Origin of the sequence: Cellvibrio sp. PSBB023 (assembly GCF_002007605.1) — a bacterium.
GTDB lineage: Bacteria > Pseudomonadota > Gammaproteobacteria > Pseudomonadales > Cellvibrionaceae > Cellvibrio.
Genome location: NZ_CP019799.1, coordinates 3,219,300 through 3,239,127, shown reverse-complemented (window position 1 = coordinate 3,239,127; position 19,828 = coordinate 3,219,300). Strand labels below are relative to the sequence as shown.

At 51.0% G+C, this 19,828-nt stretch carries 19 protein-coding genes; 1 reads left to right on the top strand and 18 read right to left on the bottom strand.

Translation table 11 applies throughout. The features are described 5' to 3' along the window. Window position 1: 1 nt before the first annotated feature. The 10 genes from B0D95_RS14145 to dmeF all read right to left on the bottom strand — a co-directional run bounded on the left by B0D95_RS14145 (window position 2) and on the right by dmeF (window position 8,440). Window positions 2–301 (bottom strand): PAAR domain-containing protein, encoded by a 300-nt coding sequence (locus B0D95_RS14145; RefSeq protein WP_078044502.1) that lies wholly within the window; start codon window positions 299–301, stop codon window positions 2–4. 24 nt (window positions 302–325) lie between these two features. Continuing rightward, the gene (vgrG, locus tag B0D95_RS14140) at window positions 326–2,116 is read right to left on the bottom strand and encodes a type VI secretion system tip protein VgrG (RefSeq protein ID WP_078044501.1); all 1,791 of its coding nucleotides are present in this window, start codon (window positions 2,114–2,116) and stop codon (window positions 326–328) included. 3 nt (window positions 2,117–2,119) lie between these two features. After that, on the bottom strand, window positions 2,120–2,797 hold the full coding sequence (locus B0D95_RS14135; RefSeq protein WP_078044500.1) for a peptidoglycan-binding protein: 678 nt from the start codon (window positions 2,795–2,797) through the stop codon (window positions 2,120–2,122). A gap of 2 nt (window positions 2,798–2,799) precedes the next feature. Continuing rightward, on the bottom strand, window positions 2,800–2,967 hold the full coding sequence (locus B0D95_RS20585) for a DUF5908 family protein (RefSeq protein WP_168172458.1): 168 nt from the start codon (window positions 2,965–2,967) through the stop codon (window positions 2,800–2,802). Window positions 2,968–2,994: 27 nt separating this feature from the next. Beyond that, the gene (locus B0D95_RS14130) at window positions 2,995–3,474 is read right to left on the bottom strand and encodes a phage tail protein (protein WP_078044499.1); all 480 of its coding nucleotides are present in this window, start codon (window positions 3,472–3,474) and stop codon (window positions 2,995–2,997) included. A 37-nt stretch (window positions 3,475–3,511) separates the two neighbouring features. Continuing rightward, a complete protein-coding gene (locus tag B0D95_RS14125; RefSeq protein ID WP_078044498.1) occupies window positions 3,512–3,970 on the bottom strand; it encodes a phage tail protein in 459 nt (152 codons plus the stop codon). Window positions 3,971–4,088: 118 nt separating this feature from the next. Beyond that, window positions 4,089–5,735, bottom strand: coding sequence for a phage tail sheath C-terminal domain-containing protein (locus B0D95_RS14120; RefSeq protein ID WP_078044497.1), 1,647 nt, complete (start codon window positions 5,733–5,735; stop codon window positions 4,089–4,091). Between the two features lie 17 nt (window positions 5,736–5,752). Beyond that, window positions 5,753–6,559: a hypothetical protein gene (locus B0D95_RS14115; RefSeq protein WP_078044496.1), complete on the bottom strand. Its 807-nt coding sequence runs from the start codon at window positions 6,557–6,559 to the stop codon at window positions 5,753–5,755. Window positions 6,560–6,596: 37 nt separating this feature from the next. Continuing rightward, window positions 6,597–7,172 carry a DUF4255 domain-containing protein gene (locus tag B0D95_RS14110; RefSeq protein WP_078044495.1) on the bottom strand — a complete coding sequence of 192 codons (576 nt, stop codon included), beginning with the start codon at window positions 7,170–7,172 and terminating at the stop codon, window positions 6,597–6,599. A 311-nt stretch (window positions 7,173–7,483) separates the two neighbouring features. Then, window positions 7,484–8,440, bottom strand: coding sequence for a CDF family Co(II)/Ni(II) efflux transporter DmeF (gene dmeF / locus B0D95_RS14105; RefSeq protein WP_078044494.1), 957 nt, complete (start codon window positions 8,438–8,440; stop codon window positions 7,484–7,486). A gap of 463 nt (window positions 8,441–8,903) precedes the next feature. Between dmeF and B0D95_RS14100 the strand changes: the two genes are divergently transcribed. Further along, the gene (locus B0D95_RS14100) at window positions 8,904–9,227 is read left to right on the top strand and encodes a hypothetical protein (protein WP_078044493.1); all 324 of its coding nucleotides are present in this window, start codon (window positions 8,904–8,906) and stop codon (window positions 9,225–9,227) included. 221 nt (window positions 9,228–9,448) lie between these two features. Here the strand turns inward: B0D95_RS14100 and B0D95_RS14095 are convergent, their stop codons facing one another. From B0D95_RS14095 to B0D95_RS14055, 8 genes are all read right to left on the bottom strand, one after another. Next, on the bottom strand, window positions 9,449–10,984 hold the full coding sequence (locus tag B0D95_RS14095) for a pectate lyase (protein WP_078044492.1): 1,536 nt from the start codon (window positions 10,982–10,984) through the stop codon (window positions 9,449–9,451). Between the two features lie 360 nt (window positions 10,985–11,344). Further along, window positions 11,345–11,899: a gluconate 2-dehydrogenase subunit 3 family protein gene (locus B0D95_RS14085; protein WP_078044490.1), complete on the bottom strand. Its 555-nt coding sequence runs from the start codon at window positions 11,897–11,899 to the stop codon at window positions 11,345–11,347. After that, window positions 11,896–13,584 (bottom strand): GMC oxidoreductase, encoded by a 1,689-nt coding sequence (locus B0D95_RS14080; RefSeq protein ID WP_078044489.1) that lies wholly within the window; start codon window positions 13,582–13,584, stop codon window positions 11,896–11,898. Before B0D95_RS14080 ends, B0D95_RS14085 begins: the two co-directional genes overlap by 4 nt. 39 nt (window positions 13,585–13,623) lie before the next feature. After that, window positions 13,624–14,523, bottom strand: coding sequence for a hydroxypyruvate isomerase family protein (locus B0D95_RS14075; RefSeq protein ID WP_078045767.1), 900 nt, complete (start codon window positions 14,521–14,523; stop codon window positions 13,624–13,626). A gap of 136 nt (window positions 14,524–14,659) precedes the next feature. Further along, window positions 14,660–16,006, bottom strand: coding sequence for a bifunctional diguanylate cyclase/phosphodiesterase (locus B0D95_RS14070; RefSeq protein ID WP_078044488.1), 1,347 nt, complete (start codon window positions 16,004–16,006; stop codon window positions 14,660–14,662). Next, window positions 15,994–17,217, bottom strand: coding sequence for a PAS domain S-box protein (locus B0D95_RS14065; protein ID WP_246841794.1), 1,224 nt, complete (start codon window positions 17,215–17,217; stop codon window positions 15,994–15,996). Before B0D95_RS14065 ends, B0D95_RS14070 begins: the two co-directional genes overlap by 13 nt. After that, window positions 17,214–17,597: a hypothetical protein gene (locus B0D95_RS14060; RefSeq protein WP_149867919.1), complete on the bottom strand. Its 384-nt coding sequence runs from the start codon at window positions 17,595–17,597 to the stop codon at window positions 17,214–17,216. The genes B0D95_RS14065 and B0D95_RS14060 overlap by 4 nt, the downstream gene beginning before the upstream one ends. Before the next feature lie 121 nt (window positions 17,598–17,718). Further along, window positions 17,719–19,824 (bottom strand): TonB-dependent receptor, encoded by a 2,106-nt coding sequence (locus B0D95_RS14055; protein ID WP_078044485.1) that lies wholly within the window; start codon window positions 19,822–19,824, stop codon window positions 17,719–17,721. Window positions 19,825–19,828: the final 4 nt, after the last annotated feature.

Here is a 19,828-nt window from a genome sequence, read left to right as displayed (position 1 = left end):
ATTAACCGCCAATCATGACTGTGGGCAAGCCCAATACAATATTGCCGCCATGAGCGGTGGTGTCGCCCATGCGGGCAGCGGGTTTGCCGCCGATCATGACAGTTGCCGATCCTTTAACAATGGAATCCGGCGGGCCCACACAAACACACATATCGCCAACGACGGCTGCCGGTAATTTTCCAATTAAGACCGTAGGCACACAGGGGCCGCTAATCGGTCCGCCCACATGGGGTACTGGCACCGGGGCGGGGGTTACCATGGGGCACGCATGCATATCAGTAATTCGCGCAGCAGGTGGCATAATCAATTTCCGTTGTTATACACATTAATTAATCATCACCATGGCACCCTTGATAGTGGTGGTGCCACTGGCGGACACTTCGGCGGTCGCACTGCCCTTTGCGGTAAAGCCGACATTGGCCGTGCTGGTGATATTCAGGCCGGTTTGTTTGATATCCATTTGCGCCGTTGCCTCAATATTATTGGTGGCATTCAGCACAATTTTGCCTTGTGCTTTGAGCGTAATATCCTTGGGGCTATCGAGGGTGATGCCAGCCGAATCCAGCGTGACTTTATTGCTGTTTTGGTCTTGCAACAAAATGGATTTTCCATCGTCACTGATGACAATTTTATTGGCCGCAGGCGTAGTGATAGTGATGATTTTTTTCTCTTCATCAAATTCCACTTTCATGTTGCTGCGTGTGACCAGCGCTTTGGTGTTGTTCGCCGCTTCGGGCGTGTAGGCCGGTTTATTTTTACTGCTGTAGAGGCTGCCTAAAATGACCGGATGCGAAGGGTCGTCATTAAAAAAACCCAGCACAACTTCATCGCCAATTTCCGGTAAGAAAAAGGCACCCACACCATTAGAGCTGTAAAAATTAGTGAGCCGCGCCCAAAAGCCATCGGTGGCGGCACTCATTTCCGGAATGGAGACTTGCACCCGATATTGTTTGTTAGGGTCTTCATCCAACTTCATCACCACACCTACATGCAAACCGCTGATGCCGGGCAATAACCCCGCTGCCGGTGGTGCGCTAATATCGGCTGCTTCGGTAAACCAACTGGGTGACATGCCAAACTCAGCACGTGTTATCCAATTGCCCTCGGCGACGTGGTGGTGCACCGCGCTGACAAATACATTGCCATTAAAACGCTCGCCAACACCCACTAATTCAATCAGGGTTCCGGGTTTGGCCAGTGCACTGCCCTGAAAGCTCACCTGCCCGCGAATACGTGCAAGGCCGGATTTTATTTGCTGTGCCTTGGCCCAGGTAGTAAGTTCTTCCGCGTCCAGCGGCACTGTACTTTGCAAACGAAAATCGCTTAACCCGATAACATTGGCCAGTGTTGCAGACGTGACATTGCCTTGTTCATTCAAGGTTTCCGGCGCTGCTGTCTGTTGTTGCAGGGTATGACTGGCGAGATCCCAGCCGTGACTGGAAACGCTTTGAAATTGCGCGCGCGCATCCATGTCAGCACTGAAATCAATTAAATCCATGCCATAGGTGACAGTGAGTACTGCCGCGCTGCTGACTGCCGGTGCAGCAACAGTAACTGTACCGGCGTCCAGCGTGACCAACATGCCATTGGCTTCTGCGCGCGCCAACATAAAATCCCAATCGCTGCTGTAAAACTGCACCAGCTCTTTGTGCTGATAGGTAGTTGCAGTGACGGTTGCGCTGAGGCCCGGAGTATTACTAATTAGCTGCGACAAAATATCGCTGTCTTTCATGTCGATATAATTGGCATTTTTGCGGCCGACTGTCATAGCGATTGCTTTATCTTTGCATTCAACCACCAGCCGCGAGAAATTACGGCTACTGATTTTTACCGAATGCTTGATGATAATGCCGCTGAACACACTGGTTTGTTGCTGGTCGTAACCTACTTGAATGGTGATTTCGGCCCCGGGCAAAAAAGTAGCGCTATCACTAGTGGGAAAAAGATTCTCCGCCATGTTGCCATCGTTTAACACCAGCGTGGCGGTGTTAATACGATTGGCGGCAAGGTGAATATCCACTGATACCACTTCAATACTGGCGGCAATTGCTGCACCATCCACCAGAATGGTATAGCCGAGAACGCCATGACTATCGGTTAAAGGAGAGATTGCCATGTGTTATACCAAGGGAGGGAAGCGCAGCAGTTGCCCGGGCGCTAATTGGCGGAAACTGCGCAACTGGTTGAACTCGGCAACGGCCAGATAATAACTGCTGTCTTTATAAATTTTATGGCAGAGCATGGGCAGTGTATCGCCCGCCCTGACTTCCACCAGATGGGTCAAATCGGGCGATTCCATACTTGCCGCGCGAAACACTTCTTCATTAGTGGTAAACGCAGTAAATTTCAGCGTGACCCTGGCGCGCAGCGGTTCGCCACTGGGTTTGAATAGGGTGTACTTTACATCCAGTTTTTCCAGGCGCGCTTTAAACAGCATTGGCCCCCAGGATACCTCCACCACCGGCGGCTCATGCTCGCTGCCATCGTAGGTGTAGGCGACTTTGCGTAGCAGCGCCACTTGTTGCAGTACGGTGCTGGTCGTGCCGTGCACAACACCGGTGCCATCCAATACGATTTCTTTAAATTCAATCCGGTCGGGTTCGGATTTAACGAATTTTTTTTCGCCATTCGGTCCCGGTGCTTTATTTTCAATATATTTGTTGGTGGATATATGACTATATTCTTCCGGATTGATCAGCACTTCAAAAGGCGTATCGTCGTTGACCGTAGCGACGCCACCGCTGACATCGCAAGGCGATATTTTTAATTTTATTTTGGTTCCGCTGGCAGATGGCATAATTAGCGCTGACCCTTATCGCTGAGCATTTCCTGAATTAACCGCCGGCATTCTTCCAGCACCTCGTATTTGAGGTTATCTGATTCCGCTTGTTGGTATTTATGTGCATCAGGTGACTCGTCGTCCACCACATTGGATTTAATCAGAAGTTGTTTAATTTCTATGGCCATGACGGTGGTCTATCCAAAAAATCGGCATTATTTAAGACGTTCTGAATAACTGTAACTAAACGCAATTTTTTCTATGGCGACTTCATTTTTAGTGGAATTGAAACTTTCCACATCCCATTTCACTGGATAGGCATTCACAAACACCCAGCCGCGCAATGGCTGTGCTTTTTCATCCAATAAATACACCCGAATGGTTTTTGGCTGAATCGCCAAGGCAAGCCCACCTTCAAATACCGATTTGCACCAAGTCACTAATGGAGAGGTTAATGGCGCAATGCCGCGCTTTAATTCCAGGTTGGAATGTTTAACGCCACGCGGCAATTTATGGACAAACCGGTTTTCGCCGCCCTCCGCTACATCTTCCGTTGTCATTTCGCTGGTAATGCCAGAAATATCCTGAAATGACGCGTCCGGGCTATTGGCGCTGTTGCCAAAAACCACTTTGAAATAAAACGCAGAAGGCGGATAAAAACCGCCTTCTGTGCTGGCTGCTGAAACGGCAGGCATAAGTTATTGCTCACTCAGGATATTGTTCGGAAGTTACTTAACCGTTGGAAATGGTCAGGCCTTCGTGAACAATTTCAATGCTCTCAATCGCCACTTCATTACTTTCCGCCTTTAAATCAGTGGACGAAATTTTGGTGGGCCAGGCATTGTTGAGTGTCCATACCATGGTTGGCGCACTGGATTCATCCAGCAGGCTAATGGTCACAGGAACACGTTTGATGGTATTGAGCTTGATTTGGTTGAGCCAATCCCAGAATTTATTATCGCCTTTGAACACACCTTTTTTCATGGTGACGTTGCCGAACTTCATCATGCCGGGCATTTTGACAACGCCAAACACCTTGCTGTCGCCAGCGCGATATTTAATTTCCTCGGACTGGATATCCAAGCCGCTCACTTCCTGAAAGGACATGACGTTAGTATCCCACTTCACTTCAAAGTGAAATTTGGGAAGTGGCCAAATATTGGCGGATTGTGTGGAGCCGTCTTCTGCCATGATTATCTCTACCTTAATCAATCAATGGTTAAAAAAATTACGAAGTCCTTGTGCATTTATCATGCTATATCCGCATCAATTGCAAAGAACCCCGCGTTAAATCGCAATCAATGATCTATCAGGATTTCTGCATTTGTTGCTGGAAGGTAATCTCGATAAATTCAGCAGGACGGCTTAAGGCAACCAGTACAGTCACTCGCAAAATACCTTCCAGAATATCTTCCGCTGTCATGGTTTCACCCAGGCCAACATGCACACTGAATGCATCGTCCGGGCTGGAACCTGCAAGGCCACCGCGCTTCCACACACTGGTGAGGAAATTGCTGATCATGCTCTTGATGGTTACCCAGGTGTTAGCCACATTGGGCTCAAACACATAGGCTTTGGTGGCGAGCTTGACGGACTCTTCCAACATAATCATGGTGCGGCGCACGTTGATATAACGCCAATCCAAGCTATTGCCATCCAATGTGCGCGCGCCCCATACCAGCGTGCCTTCACCAATAAAGGTGCGAATCGCATTGATGGACTTGCCCGCAGTATTGACGTTGAGGTCTTCCTGTTCTTCATGGTTGATATTCACCGTGGGCGATGACACCGCACTCAGGCTCACATTGGCCGGTGCTTTCCACACGCCGCGAGTGTTATCCACCATGGTGTAAATACCGGCCATGGCCGCGCTGGGCGGCAACAAATTCAGCTTGTGCTGGATGCCCGCTAAAACTTTGTTGTACAGCGGACATACCGCACTCAGGGTTTTGTGCAGCTCATTATTTTCAGCGGCGCTCTTGCTGGCGCTATCGGGCAGCTTGTTAATTTCGGCAATGATGCTTTCCTGCTTTTTCAGCGAGGCAACTGTTTCGCGCACTTCCAGCGTTAACAAACTCACCAGAGTAGCGAGGCTGTCTGCATGAATATTGCGGAATGATAATTCGGTGACGGGCACAATCGAACTGTTTAACCAGGGGTAATACACCGCGCCAAAAGCCGGGAAATTGGTGGCCATTTGATTGCGGAAGGTATCGATACATTCGTTATCGCGGTTATCCATAAATCCGCCGAATACATCGAGTATGGCAAAGCGGTTTTTCATCTCATAGCCACAATGGGACAACATGGTCTGCTGCAATTTAAAACAATCGGCAGCGGGCAGAGAGACTGCATCCGGAATCACCAGCATGGTGGGTTCCTGTTCTTTTTTGAGCAGCTGAATGCCCTCGGACAATTCACCTTCTTCAATGCCTTTGCTGAAGTTGCCCACGGACACCACATAACAAGCGCCGCCGCCGTTTTGGAAAAACAGCATCATGCTGCGATAGAGCAAATAATAAGTGCCTTCGAGCGAGAGGAAGTATTTATCGTCTTTACCGAGGGAAAAGTCTTCATCGGCGCCGCTGAAAATATCGGGGTTTTTATCCAGCCCTGCAATGGCCGTCACCGCCGCACGCGCGCTATTGATCTCATCGATAATGGTTTTTTCATCGTCGCTCGCCGTCGGGCTGGCAACCAAATCCGCCGGTGCAGTGGCCGCCGAATTTTTGCGTGCGATGGCAAATGCAGCAGGTGGTGGGCCGCCAAAGTAGCTGATAAATTCCGCCATGGAGGAAATCCGCCAGGGTTTATTCAGCAGGCTTTTACCTTTGTTGTCGGCGAACTCGGTATACCCGATAAACGCCGGAACAGCCGTAGCTACTTCAACAACAGAATTGGGGAAAGCGTCTTTTTCAACAATATAGACGCCGGGTGTTTTATATGCGCCAGCCATATCGGTTCCTTTCAGTGCTATTGATTGACATAAATTTCCGCAACAAGAATTTGCTGCCCGTTGAGGTTCCTGCTCTTGCTGATCAAATGAATTCCCGCGCTGGGTAAGCGCTTGATCAAAATCTTGCCTGAATTGTTTTTATCTTTTAATTGAAAGCGCTGTGCTGGCTCGCTATTCATGGCAATGGGTTCATGCGAAATAAACGCTTTGCCATTTTTTGCTACCGGTTCGTCACTTTGATAAAAGCCTATGCCTTGTGACGAACTGACATCGTGTATGTCCAATTCCAGTTTTGCCAGATCGCCAAAAAAATAATATTTCCAATAAATATCGCGGGTAGTAAATCGTATCCAACGCGTAACGGCCTCTTCGGCAATAAAGTCATTCCCTGCGATGTCGTTTAAATCTATGTCGATAATGACAGCAGGCAGTTGAACACCGGGTTTGGTGCGCGTTGAATCTTCGCCGGGTAATTGTGGAGGCACATCGCGCTGTAATACAAGAGCGCTGTTATCTGCTGTAATATTTTTACTGCTGGCATAGAGCGGTGTTAGCGAGCCTGCGCTTTCTGCCGTATAAAAACCAAAGGATTTGTCCTGCGCAATAGCATTAAAGCGCAATACCGACTCATCATCCGGCGCAATCCAGTGATCGGTATCGGCAACCAAAGTGAAACCGATGTCATTATGACGTACTAATAATTGATGGCGGCGCAGCAAGCGCTCGGTTGCGGCGGTAGGCACAAAACGTAATTGCGTGCAGCGCCCATCAACAAAAAACGCGTGCGCGACATTAAGTGTAAATATTGGCTTGAATTGCGCCACAACCACTTCCTTTGCGAAATTATGTCAGTCGTGAAAACTAGCTGCGCACATCACTTTGGGGGCGCGTTGCATAAGGCAACTGCGCCACAACATTATCGGGATGAATAGTTACCATGCGAACGCGATAGTAAACGGAGGGAAGGTACCTTCCGCCCAACAAACCCCAAAGATTACTTAAATCCTGAATGTTCAGGTTCTCGATATCCAAAACGAGTTTATCGATGCGGGAGTCCAGATCCGGTGTTGATTGTTTATCAAACACCGGCTGCATCTGAAAAAAAGCGATGGCTTTGGAAATAAATTTCAGTGCTTCTGCGTAATTGCTGCCACTGAAATTTGCCGCCACCATGATGTACAAATTTAAATACAACGCACGACTGCTGACTAAGGCACGGCCATCAAAACCGGTGGCACGCGCCGTGTTTGCTTGAGGGACCGGATCTTTTTCAATGTTGGTTAGCAATAACACCAGCTTGTTATTGGTGTGTGCTGCCACATTGCCATCGCTCTCTACCAAACTGGAAACTACTACAATATCTTCGGTGAGATTGTTCGTACGTTTGAGGTGCGCATTCAGCTGGGTGGCCAAATGATTTAGCGCCGCTTGGATCAATCTTCACTCCTGACCTGTATTATTTATTCTGTTCTAACCTGAGATGTCAAAGAATGGTAGCACAAAATTTTTTTACGTCTCGTGCTTTTTTGAATGGAAACTGAATAAGATTTCAGTGTGTAGATTTAGGCGACAAAGTGATACATTTTTTGTGCAAAAAAAGCAGGGTTTCACAAAAAAGATTTAATTTGGTGCACAGGCTGACTGAAAATTTAGCAATAAGGCGACGTTTGCTTGTCGTCTTATTCATCATTGTGAATAGCAAAAAGAATATGATTTTATATCGTGCAATGGATTTTTTTGGCCACCGACTAATGCAATTCAATACTGATATGCACTAACTCTTCATGAATACTCAATTGCTGTTTAAAGAAATCGGCGGTGCTTGCATCGTTGGTTTTTAATGCAAGCATGCACGCGTATTGATTGCGTCCAACGCGCCATACATGTAAATCGCGAATATCGGCAGCAACAGGGCTGGCAGCAATGACTTCGCGAATTTCCTCAACGACGGGTGCATCCATTTCCGCATCGAGCAAAGCGCGGCTGCTGGTGCGCAATAAACCGATGGCCCATATCGCAATCAAAATACCACCTACAATTCCCATCACCGGATCAAGCCAATCAGCGCCGAATAATTTTCCGCCGAACAGCGCAATAATGGCGAGCACCGACGTGGCCGCGTCGGCAACCACATGCATATAAGCAGCACGTAAATTTAAATCCTCGTGGGCTTCGTGGTGGTGATCCGATTCATGGTGGTCATGGTCATGGTCATGGTCATGGTCATGGTCATGTGTGTGATGATGGTGATGTCCATCCTTCAGCCACCAGGCGCAAAGTAAATTTACCGCCAGCCCCAAGGTGGCCAGCGCGATGGCTTCGTTGTAATGGATTTGTGCCGGGTTAATTAATCGCTCGCCGGAGTGATAGAGCATGGTCACAGCCACCAGCAATAATAAAATCGCACTGGTATAAGCACCGAGTACTTCAATTTTCCAGGTGCCAAAACTGAAGCGGCCATCCTGCGCAAGGCGCCGCGCCATCACATAGGCAAACAATGCCAATCCCAGCGCTACCACATGGGAGCTCATATGCCAGCCATCGGCGAGCAGCGCCATAGAGTTGTAATACCAGCCCCCAATAATTTCCAACACCATCATTACCGCGGTGAGCATAACTGCGCGCAGGGTATTTTTTTCGGCGAGTGGATTAGTGTTGTTGTGAATGGGGTGGTGACAGGTTTTGGAATAAGCTTGATTCATCATGGGCATACCAATGTGTTACATGTAAAAAGTAAATGCATAATGCCATTAGCTTCCCGCTTTACACCAGCGGCATTATTAATATGCTAATCAATCACGCTGGACGACATGTTGACCTTGTCAGAGTCGGATCCCCCGCACTGGTCTGAGCTACCAAATACAAACCAGTCTTTAATACTGGTTGTTAATAGACCTCAGTAAGACTGCGTAATTGTTATAAATGGTAGTTTGTGGTTTATTAGCGCGGAGACATGCACAATCAGGTCACGTGGCATCCCGACAGTAGGTAGAACGACTTTGCGAAGCAAGTCGTCGGAATCCCTATTTTATAAAAAACACCAAACCAATTTTAACTATTTGATGTTTATGTAATCATATATCGCCGCAAACTCACATCAGAAGTGATATTCGGCGAGGGAGATAACGGCTGCAGCCGTCTAATGAAATATTAAATTAGGAGAGCAGTGTGTTTAGAAAAGTTTTATTTTCTTTGTTTATTTTATTAACTGTTAGTGCCTCAGCTGGTGAACAAACGGGTAAGGTTTCTCAAATTGTAGTAAGAGGCAGTGATAATTTGCATTATTTTTTTCTAGAGGGTTCATCATCCAATAAACCTGTTTGTGCAAAACACACATACTGGATGATTAGAGATGAAAATAGCATTGCAGGGAAAACTCAAATCAGTCTTCTGCTATCGGCTCAAGCGCAACAAAAAACTATTCGTGTTGTTGGTTCCGGTTCGTGTACGCGCTGGGGTGACGGTGAGGACGTAGATGCCATATTTTTTTAGTAACATAAAACCCTTTAATTTTTCGGAATAAAACGACTTAACAATTGACTGTGGTACAAAATAGGTTGAGTTGACATCAAAATTATCTACCTATTTTTCTGGAAATCGTGCCGAAAATGGTCAATAAATGACATCCCATTGCGCTGTAAATTTAATTCCCGCCAATAAAAAAACCGATCCTTGCGAGATCGGTTTTTTTATTTTTCAGAAAAATAAATTAACTATTTTTTATAAGAACATTTGTTAGGGTTGCCGCCTGGATCAGAACCGAACGCGGCAACGGTACAAGCAATTGAACCGCCAACAGTCACTTTTTTGGTAACCCAGCTGCCTTTGCGGCCAAATGCAACCCAGCCGTCGCCAGAGGTGACTGAGCAGGTGCCGCCCAGATCAGCGCATTTGGAGAAGCCGCTTGGATAGTCGCCAGTGCCGCTCAATACCGGTGCGCCACTCGCGCTGGATGTTGCTGCGCTGCTGGAAGATGGCGCCACTGATGCCACAGAGCTGGATGAACGACTGGAAGAAGAAACGGCGGGTGTTGAGCTGGCGGCAGATGAGGTTGTGCCACCGCAAACACTGCTGGTTAATTGCGCGCCGTTTTTACCCACACCAGCGTATTGCGCCAAGCGGTCTTTCACACATTGTGGAGTAACCGGTGAGTAGCTGTAAGGAATGCTGATTGGGAAAGGTTGGGTTGTGGTCCAGTTAGTGGCGTCGATGGTGCCGCCGCTGCTCCAGGTGATGTTGTAGGTTGCGAAGTCACCGGGGTTGCGTACGTTGTTGTTGCGCAAATCCCAGAAGCCGCAGTTGCTGCTGTCGTAACGGCAGGTGATCGGGTTTTTCGCATTTTGGAACCAGTTGCTTTCAATCAACGCATAGCCGCCTTGACGCACATTGATGCCTGAGTCGGTAATGCCGTCATAGAGGTTGTTGTACATATGTGTCCAACCGCCGCGCTGCAGTGGCAAGCGCGCATTTACGTTGCGATAAATATTGTGGTGGAAAGTAATTTTGCGGCCACCGGCGATATCACTGCTGCTGGAACCATCAAGCCCGACTTTTTTGCTGTCGCGAATCAGGTTGTAAGACACGGTGATATTTTGTGAGGCTTTTTTAATATCCAATGCACTTTCAAATGTCAGGTCGCCATCCGGTGAACCTTTACATTCGTTGTTCACTGCAAACAATTCGTTGTGATCAATCCACACGTTTACGCCGCTGTCGATACGAATCATATCGGCATCGTTATTGGCGCCCGCCAGTGCACCAATTTTCATATTGCGTACGATCACGTTTTCGGATTTGTTGATCACAATACCAAAGTTAGCCGATGAACCATTGGCACCCTGGATGGTAATGCCCTTGGTAAATTCCTTGATTTCCACGTAGCGATAGGCGTCATTCCAGCGTGCTTTAGGGCAGTTGCCGGAGGCGTCCACAGTGTGGTCGCGAATCACTTGATTGATCAGTGTGTCTTCATTACCGGTGTAAGTAATGATGAGTGGATAGGCGCCGCCAGTGACTTTTTTGCCAGCATCGTCCAGTTTGGCGTTGGCAATAATGGTGTTGATTTGTTCGTAGGTGGATGCACTAAAGCTGCGAGCGCCCGATACATTACCGCCATCGGTCGTGGAGAAACCACCGGTGGTGGCAGCAAATACGGAACCGCTAGCGACCAGGCCCATGGCAGCGACAAGCGACTTAACATGAACAGCAGCACTGCGTTTTGCAGCGCAAGAATTTTGATTATTAAACATAATTACAATCTCGTCTTAGTTATTAAAATAAAAATGACGGATTGACCGAGATGCCATTCTGCAATCTGGGGAAGCTACCTCTTTTCCAGTAACGATACGCAGTTTTATTATTATTTTCCTGCCCGGGGACAGCGATCTAAAACAGGAACTACAGAAACTCCTGAGCGGGATGCTGAATCTACGCCTGTGTTATCGGCTTGGCAATATCCCGCGTGCTCACAACCTGAATATGGATGAAAAAAATGCGAGCTGCGTTAAGCATTGGGTAATTGCTACTCACTGTTGTCGCCAGAATTACTGGCAACAGAAACAACAAACCGCACTCGAGGTGCGGTTTGTGGGTGATGCTCGGGAGAAATATTAACGCGTCGCCCACCCGCGATCGCCTGGTTTATACGCGAGTGCGCCGTCGTAGCGGCCGGGGATGGCGATGTGGCGCAGGACTTGGGTGCCGCCGACTTCAGAGCTGAAGAAGCCAAACAGGGTGAGTTGTTTGATCATGGTGAAGTAGTGAATATCACCCTTGGCTACGGCGGCGCGGGCATCTTTGTCCAGTTGGTTGATAAACGCGGTGCGCTCTGCCGGTTGCAGCGCCATAAAGCCGCGGCCATAGGTTTTGTTGGATTGCGCTTCCAGGCTCAGCAAGCCTTTGTGGAAAATGGCGCGTTCATCCAGGGTGTAGCAGTCGTTCACGTATACACTCATGAATTCGCCGACTTTGGCATCCTTGGCGCCCGGGGTTTCGGTGCGCGGCAGGATGGTTTCGGCAATTTCATCCAACAGCGCAATGTTGTCAGCGGAAAAATTGGCGGGTGCTGACGCAGTGGTGGCGCAGCCGCTAAGCAGTGCGGTACTGCCAATCATGGCGGTGCCGGTGGCGGCGGTAATCAGGGCGAGCAGTTCGCGGCGATTCATTTCAGGTTCCCCTTTTTCAATTCTTTGACGGCATAGTCTGCGGCGCGGGCAGTGAGTGCCATGTAAGTGAGTGATGGGTTGACGCAGGAGGCGGAGGTCATGGCGGCACCGTCGGTGACAAACACGTTGGGTGCGTCCCACACCTGATTAAAGCCATTGAGCACCGAGGTTTTGGGGTCACGCCCCATGCGCGCGGTACCCATTTCGTGAATGCCCATACCCGGTGCATAGCCCCAGTCGCTGCCTCTCACGTTCTTGACACCGGCGGCTTCGAGCATGTCCACAGCATCCTGCAGCATGTCTTTGCGCATGGCCAGTTCGTTGTCGCGGATTTCTACATCCATGGCGAGTACCGGCAGGCCCCATTTGTCTTTCACGGTGCGATCCAGATAGATGCGGTTGTCGTGGTGCGGCAGGATCTCACCGAAGGCGGTCATGCCAATAGTCCAGGCACCCGGTTCGGCGAGGGCGTTTTTAAGGTTGGCACCTATGCCCAATTCGGCGATATTGCGGTCCCAGCCTTCGCGGCTGGCAGCGCCCTGGTAGCCAAATCCGCGCAAATAGTTGCGCTTTTCGTCGCCTAGGTTGCGGAAACGCGGGATGTAAAAACCGGCGGGGCGACGGCCGTAGTAGTACTTGTCGTCGAAGCCTTCCACCACGCCACCTGCGCCCACGCGGAAGTGGTGATCCATCACGTTGTGGCCCAACTCGCCACTGCTGCTGCCCAAACCGCCGGGCCAGATGTCGGTGGCAGAGTTCATCAGTATCCAGGTGGAGTTAAAGCTGGAGGCGTTGAGGAAAATCACATTGGCCGTGAATTCGTAGGTTTGGTTGGTTTCGGCGTCGATCACTTCTACACCGCGCGCGCGTTTTTTGTCTTTGTCGTAAAGCACCTGACTGACGATGGAAAAGGGGCGCAAGGTGAGGTTGCCGGTTTTCATCGCCGCTGGCAGGGTGGATGACTGGGTGCTGAAGTAGGCGCCGAAGGGGCAACCGAGCCAGCACTTGTTGCGATATTGGCAGTTAACGCGCCCTTGCTCAGGCTTGGGCTGGGTGATGTTGGCGGTGCGGCTGTTGATCATCAGGCGCTTGCCGCCATAGGCTTTTTTGAGTCTGGCGGCGACGTCTTTCTCAACGATGTTCAGTTCAACAGGCGGTAAAAACTGACCGTCAGGCAAGTGATCCAGACCTTCGCGGGTGCCAGCAATACCGGCATAGCGCTCTACGTAATCGTACCAGGGCGCCATATCTTCGTAACGAATTGGCCAGTCAACGGCTACGCCTTCACGCAGGTTGGCTTCAAAATCCCGCTGGCTTAAACGGTAGCTCTGGCGACCCCACAGCAGCGAGCGTCCACCCACGTGGTAGCCGCGGTACCAGTCAAAGCGCTTTTTCTCCACATAGGGGTTTTCCTGCTCGTTGGCCCACATGCCCTGGGTTTCTTCGTTAAGCACAAAGTCGCGCTGCAGTACCGGGTGTTTGTCTTTCATTTCCTGGGTGGGGCGACCGCGATGTTCGTAGTCCCAGGGTTCTTTGGTGGCATTCACATAATCTTTGATGTGTTCAATATTGCGTCCGCGCTCAAGCAGCAGGACTTTCAACCCTTTTTCGGTGAGTTCTTTAGCGGCCCAGCCGCCACTGATGCCGGAACCAACCACAATGGCATCGAAGTGTTGTGTAGACATAAATGTACCTCTTAACAGGGATTAGGCGTCGATCAGTGATCAGACATCGCAAATGCGAATGGCGGCTTGCAAGGATTCAATTTTTTCAGCATCCGTGGCGCGTTTGGGCATAAATTCCTGCGCGACATAACCGGTAAAACCCGTGGCCTGGATGGCGCGCACAATGGCCGGGTAATACAGCTCCTGGGTGTCATCAATCTCATTGCGCCCCGGCACACCGGCGGTGTGGTAGTGGCCAAAGTATTGATGATGCTGTTGTATGGTGCGGATGATGTCGCCTTCACTGATTTGCATATGGTAGATGTCATACAGCAGTTTGAAGTTGGGCGAGTCCAACCGTTTGCACAGTTCTATGCCCCAAGCGGAGTTGTCGGCAAAGTAATCCGGGTGATCAACCTTGCTGTTGAACAGCTCCATTTGCAGTATTACGCCGCGTTTTTCCGCCTGGGCGAGAATCTGCTTCAAGCCCTTGGTGGCCTGTTTCAGGCCCGCTTCCGGGTCTTTGCCGCGTTTGTTACCGCTAAAGCAAATCAGGTTTTTGTAGCCCGCGTCCGCCACCAGATCGATGTGCTGGCGGTAGCGTTCGATCAGTGGTTTGTGAAAGCGGCTATCGCCCCAGCCATCCTCCAGATTCAGCTCGGCGCCGTTGCACATGGAGGAATCCACGCCGTGTTGCTTGAGGATATGCCACTCGCCCGGTCCCACCAGATCAATGGCGGAAAACCCCAGGCGCTTGACCACCAGGCAGAGTTCATCGAGCGATAAAAAGTTAAATGTCCAGCGGGCGACCGAGTGGTGAATATTGCCTTTCAGGGCAGATGTCGGTGTCGCCGACGGTGATGAAGCGAGCTCTGCGCCCAGTGCTGACAGGCTGGAAATACCCAGTGCACTGGCTACAGCGCCGCGCAGTAGCGCGCGGCGGTCTATGGAATGGCCCATGGTTGTTGACCCTATCTTTTTGTTATTGAGTGATTGCCACGGCTTCTCTCCAAAGCCGTCCATAGAGGGTAGCCTGCTCCCGCAGGCTTATCCATGGAGTCAACGGATCTTTACAAGGCTTTAACGCGGGACAGGCTTAAGGGGAATTACCAAACTCGGCTGCGGCCACAGGTTTACCAAAGTAATAACCTTGATAGTGCAAACACCCCTGGGCTTCCAGCCAGTCGCGCTGGGCTTTGGTCTCCACCCCTTCGGCGATTACTCGCAATTCCATGCTCTGGGCGAGGCGGATGATCATGCGTGCGATGGCTGCGTCGTTGCTATCGACCAGCACATCGTTGACAAAGGACTTATCAATTTTCAATTCATTGATAGGCAGGCGTTTCAAATAGGCGAGCGATGAGTAGCCAGTGCCAAAATCATCGAGCGAAAATTTAATGCCGTGATTTTTCAGCTCGTCCATTTTGGCGATGATGTCCTGCGGATTCTGCACCAGCATACTCTCGGTGAGTTCGAGTTTGAGGCAGTGTGGATTGGCGCCGGTGCGTTGCAGCGCTGTCAATAATTGCATCACAAACTGTGCCTGTTGGAACTGGCGCGCGCTGACATTGATGGAAATTACCAGCTCCCGCGTTACCGGGTGTTGACTCCAGCGCACCAGTTGGTGGCAGGCTTCTTCCACAATCCAGTTACCCAGTTGCAGAATTAACCCTGACTCTTCGGCGATAGGGATAAATTCCAGCGGCGATACCATGCCACGCTGCGGGTGGAACCAGCGGATCAGGGCTTCGGCGCCAATCACCGCGCCGGTGTAATCCACCTGCGGCTGGTAAAAGAGTTGGAATTGATGCTGTATCAGGGCTTCGCGGATTTCATGCTGCAAGGCAAAGCGCTGGGCGGTGTGCGCCTGCATTTCCGGGTCGAAGAAGCGGCAGGTATTCCGGCCTTCGGCTTTGGCGTGGTACATGGCCTGATCCGCTTGTTTTAACAGCTCGTCAATGTGTACCAGGCGATCACCAAACAGTGAAATACCTATGCTGGGGGTGCTGAAATAATCCTGCCCTTCCAGGTTATAGGCTTCATTCAAGCTCTCCAGGATGGTCTCGGCAATTTGTTGTGCAATCGCGGCGGCCTGATCGTGGTTGGGCGTAAGATCTTCCAGTACCACCAGGAACTCATCGCCTCCCAGCCGTGCAACCGTGTCTTGCGCACGCACCGCCATGCGCAGGCGATTGGCAACGGCGACCAACAGTAAATCGCCAATGTGGTGGCCGCGGTTATCGTTGAGGGTTTTGAAATCATCCAAATCAATAAATAACAGTGCTCCCAGCGTCTGTTTGCGGGTGCTGGCAGCAATGGCATGTTCGAGGCGGTCTTGCAGCAGACGGCGATTGGGCAATTGGGTGAGCGGATCAAAAAACGCGAGGTTGTTGATCCGCGCTTCATTTTCTTTGCGCTCGGTGATGTCGGTCAGTGTGGACACATAGTGGGTGGTTTCCCCCGACTATTTTTCACCGCGGTGATGGTGAGCCATTCCGGATAAATTTCACCGCTGCGCCGCCGGTTCCAGATCTCCCCCTTCCAACTGCCATCCGTAGTAATGATGCGCCACATATCGGCGTAAAACTCGGGCTCATGATGCCCGGAATTCAGCAGCCGGGGGTTGTTGCCAATAACTTCATTGGCGCTGTAACCGGTAATTTCAGTAAAGGCTTTGTTCACCCGCAAAATGACGCCGGCGGGGTCGGTAATCATCATGCCCTCGCGCGCTTCAAAAGCAGTGGCTGCCACACGCAATTCTTCTTCAGCCTGGCGACGCTCGGTAATATCGCGGCTGATCATCACAAAATGTTTTTGCACCTCGGGCGATACGGCTTTACAGGCGGTGGACAATTCAAACTCGCGGCGCCCGCCGGGTAGATCCAGACCATAATATTTACCGTTGGAAAACCCTTTTTCGCTCGCTTCCCGCATCGCGTCATGGATGATTGCGGTAACCTCTTTCGGCATCAGGCCATCTACCTGTTTGCCAAGAAAATCCTCGGGGTCGAGTAGCAATAGCTCAGGGCGATGGGTATGGAAATTATGGATGACCCCATCGGCGCTGACTTCAAACAATAGGTCGGGAATCGCATCCAGCGTTGCTTGCAGTTGCGCACGCGCCTCCATCACTTCGCGGGTTTGTTCCTGTACGGCCGATTGCAAATTAATTTTGCGGCGCTGCAACTTCAGCACCAGATAGGTCTGGTAGCCGAGCAGCCCACTGATCACTAAGGCGAGAAAAATCTCGCTCGCCAAACGCCAGCCATTCACCCAGCCGCCCACCGGCGCCATAGTCAATACCCAGGTGCCATTAGGTACATCAAAGGACTTATCCACCGTATTGCGCAAATAGGCCGGTGCGTGCACCGCAATGGTCTCCGGGGTGTGGTCAATCGGGTTGATACGCCATAGCTTGTAGGCGATGTCCTGGGAATTGAGCTGTTGGATATTGGCGGTTTTCAACAGGCGACTCAGGCGAATCGTGACATTGGCAAAGCCCCAAAAGTGCGATTCCCCTGCCTCATGAAGGAAGATGGGCAGGCGCGCGATCACCCCTGTGCCGCCTTGTACCAGGCTCACTGGTCCCGTCAGGGTCATCTGACCCGAATCCCGCGCACGAACGGCCTCCAGGTTTTGGAGGCTATCGCTCAGTTGGTTAAAACCGATAGATTTTTCGTTACCCGCGAGCGGATAAACCTGGCTGATAATGCCGTTGGGGAGAGGCTGATGTGGGACACACTATCAAAATAAGGGAGCAGTTCGGCCGCCACCGCATCAAAAGCCTGGGTATTGCCCTTGCCCAAGCGTACCAGGGTGGCCATGGAGTAATTCAGGGTCAGCACCTGACGCAGGCTGTCGCGCAGTAAAAAGGCGTGGTTTTGGGCGATATTCTCAATATCGGCCCGTTGGTTATGGCGGTAGTTTTCCTCAAGGTTCCAAACCACCAGTGCCGAGAGCAACAAGCAAAGTAAGAAAACCGCTAACGCCAGCAAGCGCGGACGTCGATAAAGCAGTGGAAACGCATCAGACATAAGTAACCAGGGCAAAAAAGTAATTGCCGTCACTATAGCATTCGATCCATCAATCAGCCCGATTCACCCGCGACTTTTCCGGGAGCGACAAGGCCCCGAAGGGCCAAGTGGGAGGGATGGATTAAAACTTACGCTGGTACCCCAGGTTAATGCTGCGGCCCACACCGGTGAAGTTGCGGATATTGTTGGGGCTGCTTTGCGAGTAATAGGTGAAATAATACTCGTCGGTGAGGTTTTGTACGGCGAGGCTGATGTTGCCATCAAAGGCGGCAATGTTCGCGCTCAGATCCAGGGTGGTGTAGCCGTTAAACCGGTTAGTGACTACGCCGCTGCTGTTTCTCACCTCGCGATCAAACAAATAATTCGCCTGCAAACGGGTATCGATGCGGCTGGACCAGGTGCGATCCCAGCTCAGGTTGACGCGATCCGGCGAAATATTGGTACCGCCCAGATCCGCATCCACACGGCCATCTTTGTTGGAGTCATAGCGACCGGTGGCTTCCGCATAGCGCAGGCCGAACAGGTCTACATCTGTCACGGCCCAGGAGGCGCTGAATTCCAACCCGTCGATCGCGGTTTTCTCGCGCTGAACGGTGTAAATCCCGTCGGCATTGAGTTGCAGCCGCTCACCAAAATTGGAATCCGAGGTGTAGTAACTGAGTTGCGCGCTGATGTCGCCGGTTTTAAATTCCACTCCGAAGTCCGCACTTTCGGTCAGTACGGGTTTTAAATCCAGAAAACTCTCCACGCTTTGATTAGGCTCATCGATGCCGCGCAATACGCGGCCTACATCGGGCATGGAGAAGGCTTCAGCGTAGTTGGCAAACACCCGCCAGGCGCTGGTGATCTGATAAGTGCCGCCGTAGTTATAGAGTGTTTCGGTAAAATCCGGCGAACCGCCTTCCACAAATTGGCCGCCCTTATAGGATACCAGTGTGGTGAAGTCATTCACCGTCAGTTTGGATTTCTCGTAGCGCACACCGCTGGTCAGCGTGAGCTTATCGATACCGGTAAATTCCGCCTGTAGATAGGGGGCGACATTTTCATATTCGCTGGGCGGCACCCAGGCGCGCCCGGTTTGAATCAATTCCTGCCAGGTTTTGTCTTGCAACAGGTCGACACCGTAAACCAGGTTCACGGGCAAATTGGCGATATCGTTCTTTACCAGAGTCAGTTTGATGCCGTTTTTTTCTGAATTGTTTTGCGATTGGTCAATCAGGTCGGGGCCGTAAGCTGGATCCTGGAAGGTTGCCAGAGGCACTGCTTCCGCACCGTAGGTGGCGGCAAAATCCTGACGGAAGCCCTGTATGCGCAGCTTCTGGCCAAAGAAGTCATCGTTGGTGTAATTCAGGCTAATAGCCGTCACCTTGTTGCTGGCGCCTTCTCCAACAATCTCCCCTTTAACGGCACTGCTGGGAATACCTGCCGCGGCATTGCCTGCCACAGATACCCAATTATTTTTGTTTTCAATCTCGTAGCGATTCACCATCAACTCAATGCGCTGGTCGTCCCAGTCGTAACCGGTTTTCACAAAGCCGTTCACCGATTGCGAATCCATGGTATCGCCCTGGGTATTGTCCGCACCCACCAACTGGCCCTTGCCATCGTAGGCCACACCCATATCGCGCAGGCTAATGCTGGCAATTACATCCGCATTGTCCACGCGGTTGGACAGGCTGTAGCTCATACCAAAATCCGCGCTTTCGCCCACATCTTCGGTTTGGAAGCCAGTGCTGAACCGCACGCTTTGCTCAAGTTTGGCCGCCGGTTTTTTGGTGATCAGGTTAATCACCCCGCCCGCAGCGCCTAAACCGTGAATCGCATTGGCGCCGTGCAATACCTCTACTCGCTCTACCATCACCGGGTCGATGGTATTGCCTTCGCGGCCACCATCGCGCAGGGGGTTGGACTGGGGCACACCGTCAATCATGTACAGCGGCTTGCGCCCGCGCAGGGTTTCGCCAGCGTTGGTCATCTTCTGGCGACTGGGGGAAAAACCGGGAATCAGATTACCCAGCACGGTGGACAGGTCATCCTGAATCGACAGTTGTTGTTGGAGCTCAGCGGCATTGATGACGGTGACGGTATTGGGAATAGTGCTCAGTGGGCGCTCGGTACGGCTGGCGCTCACAATCACTTCTTCAACGGCGTTATCGGCAAAACCAAGGCTCGGCAATAGAGCACCACAGGTCAACAATAGACTGGCAGGACGAACAAAACAGTACATAGGG

Excerpts from the sequence above, each read along its gene's own strand:
- B0D95_RS14145 (WP_078044502.1), bottom strand. The coding sequence starts at position 301 with ATGCCACCTGCTGCGCGAATTACTGATATGCATGCGTGCCCCATGGTA.
- vgrG (WP_078044501.1), bottom strand. The coding sequence starts at position 2,116 with ATGGCAATCTCTCCTTTAACCGATAGTCATGGCGTTCTCGGCTATACC.
- B0D95_RS14135 (WP_078044500.1), bottom strand. The coding sequence starts at position 2,797 with ATGCCATCTGCCAGCGGAACCAAAATAAAATTAAAAATATCGCCTTGC.
- B0D95_RS20585 (WP_168172458.1), bottom strand. The coding sequence starts at position 2,967 with ATGGCCATAGAAATTAAACAACTTCTGATTAAATCCAATGTGGTGGAC.
- B0D95_RS14130 (WP_078044499.1), bottom strand. The coding sequence starts at position 3,474 with ATGCCTGCCGTTTCAGCAGCCAGCACAGAAGGCGGTTTTTATCCGCCT.
- B0D95_RS14125 (WP_078044498.1), bottom strand. The coding sequence starts at position 3,970 with ATGGCAGAAGACGGCTCCACACAATCCGCCAATATTTGGCCACTTCCC.
- B0D95_RS14120 (WP_078044497.1), bottom strand. The coding sequence starts at position 5,735 with ATGGCTGGCGCATATAAAACACCCGGCGTCTATATTGTTGAAAAAGAC.
- dmeF (WP_078044494.1), bottom strand. The coding sequence starts at position 8,440 with ATGATGAATCAAGCTTATTCCAAAACCTGTCACCACCCCATTCACAAC.
- B0D95_RS14095 (WP_078044492.1), bottom strand. The coding sequence starts at position 10,984 with ATGTTTAATAATCAAAATTCTTGCGCTGCAAAACGCAGTGCTGCTGTT.
- B0D95_RS14085 (WP_078044490.1), bottom strand. The coding sequence starts at position 11,899 with ATGAATCGCCGCGAACTGCTCGCCCTGATTACCGCCGCCACCGGCACC.
- B0D95_RS14080 (WP_078044489.1), bottom strand. The coding sequence starts at position 13,584 with ATGTCTACACAACACTTCGATGCCATTGTGGTTGGTTCCGGCATCAGT.
- B0D95_RS14075 (WP_078045767.1), bottom strand. The coding sequence starts at position 14,523 with ATGGGCCATTCCATAGACCGCCGCGCGCTACTGCGCGGCGCTGTAGCC.
- B0D95_RS14060 (WP_149867919.1), bottom strand. The coding sequence starts at position 17,597 with ATGTCTGATGCGTTTCCACTGCTTTATCGACGTCCGCGCTTGCTGGCG.
- B0D95_RS14055 (WP_078044485.1), bottom strand. The coding sequence starts at position 19,824 with ATGTACTGTTTTGTTCGTCCTGCCAGTCTATTGTTGACCTGTGGTGCT.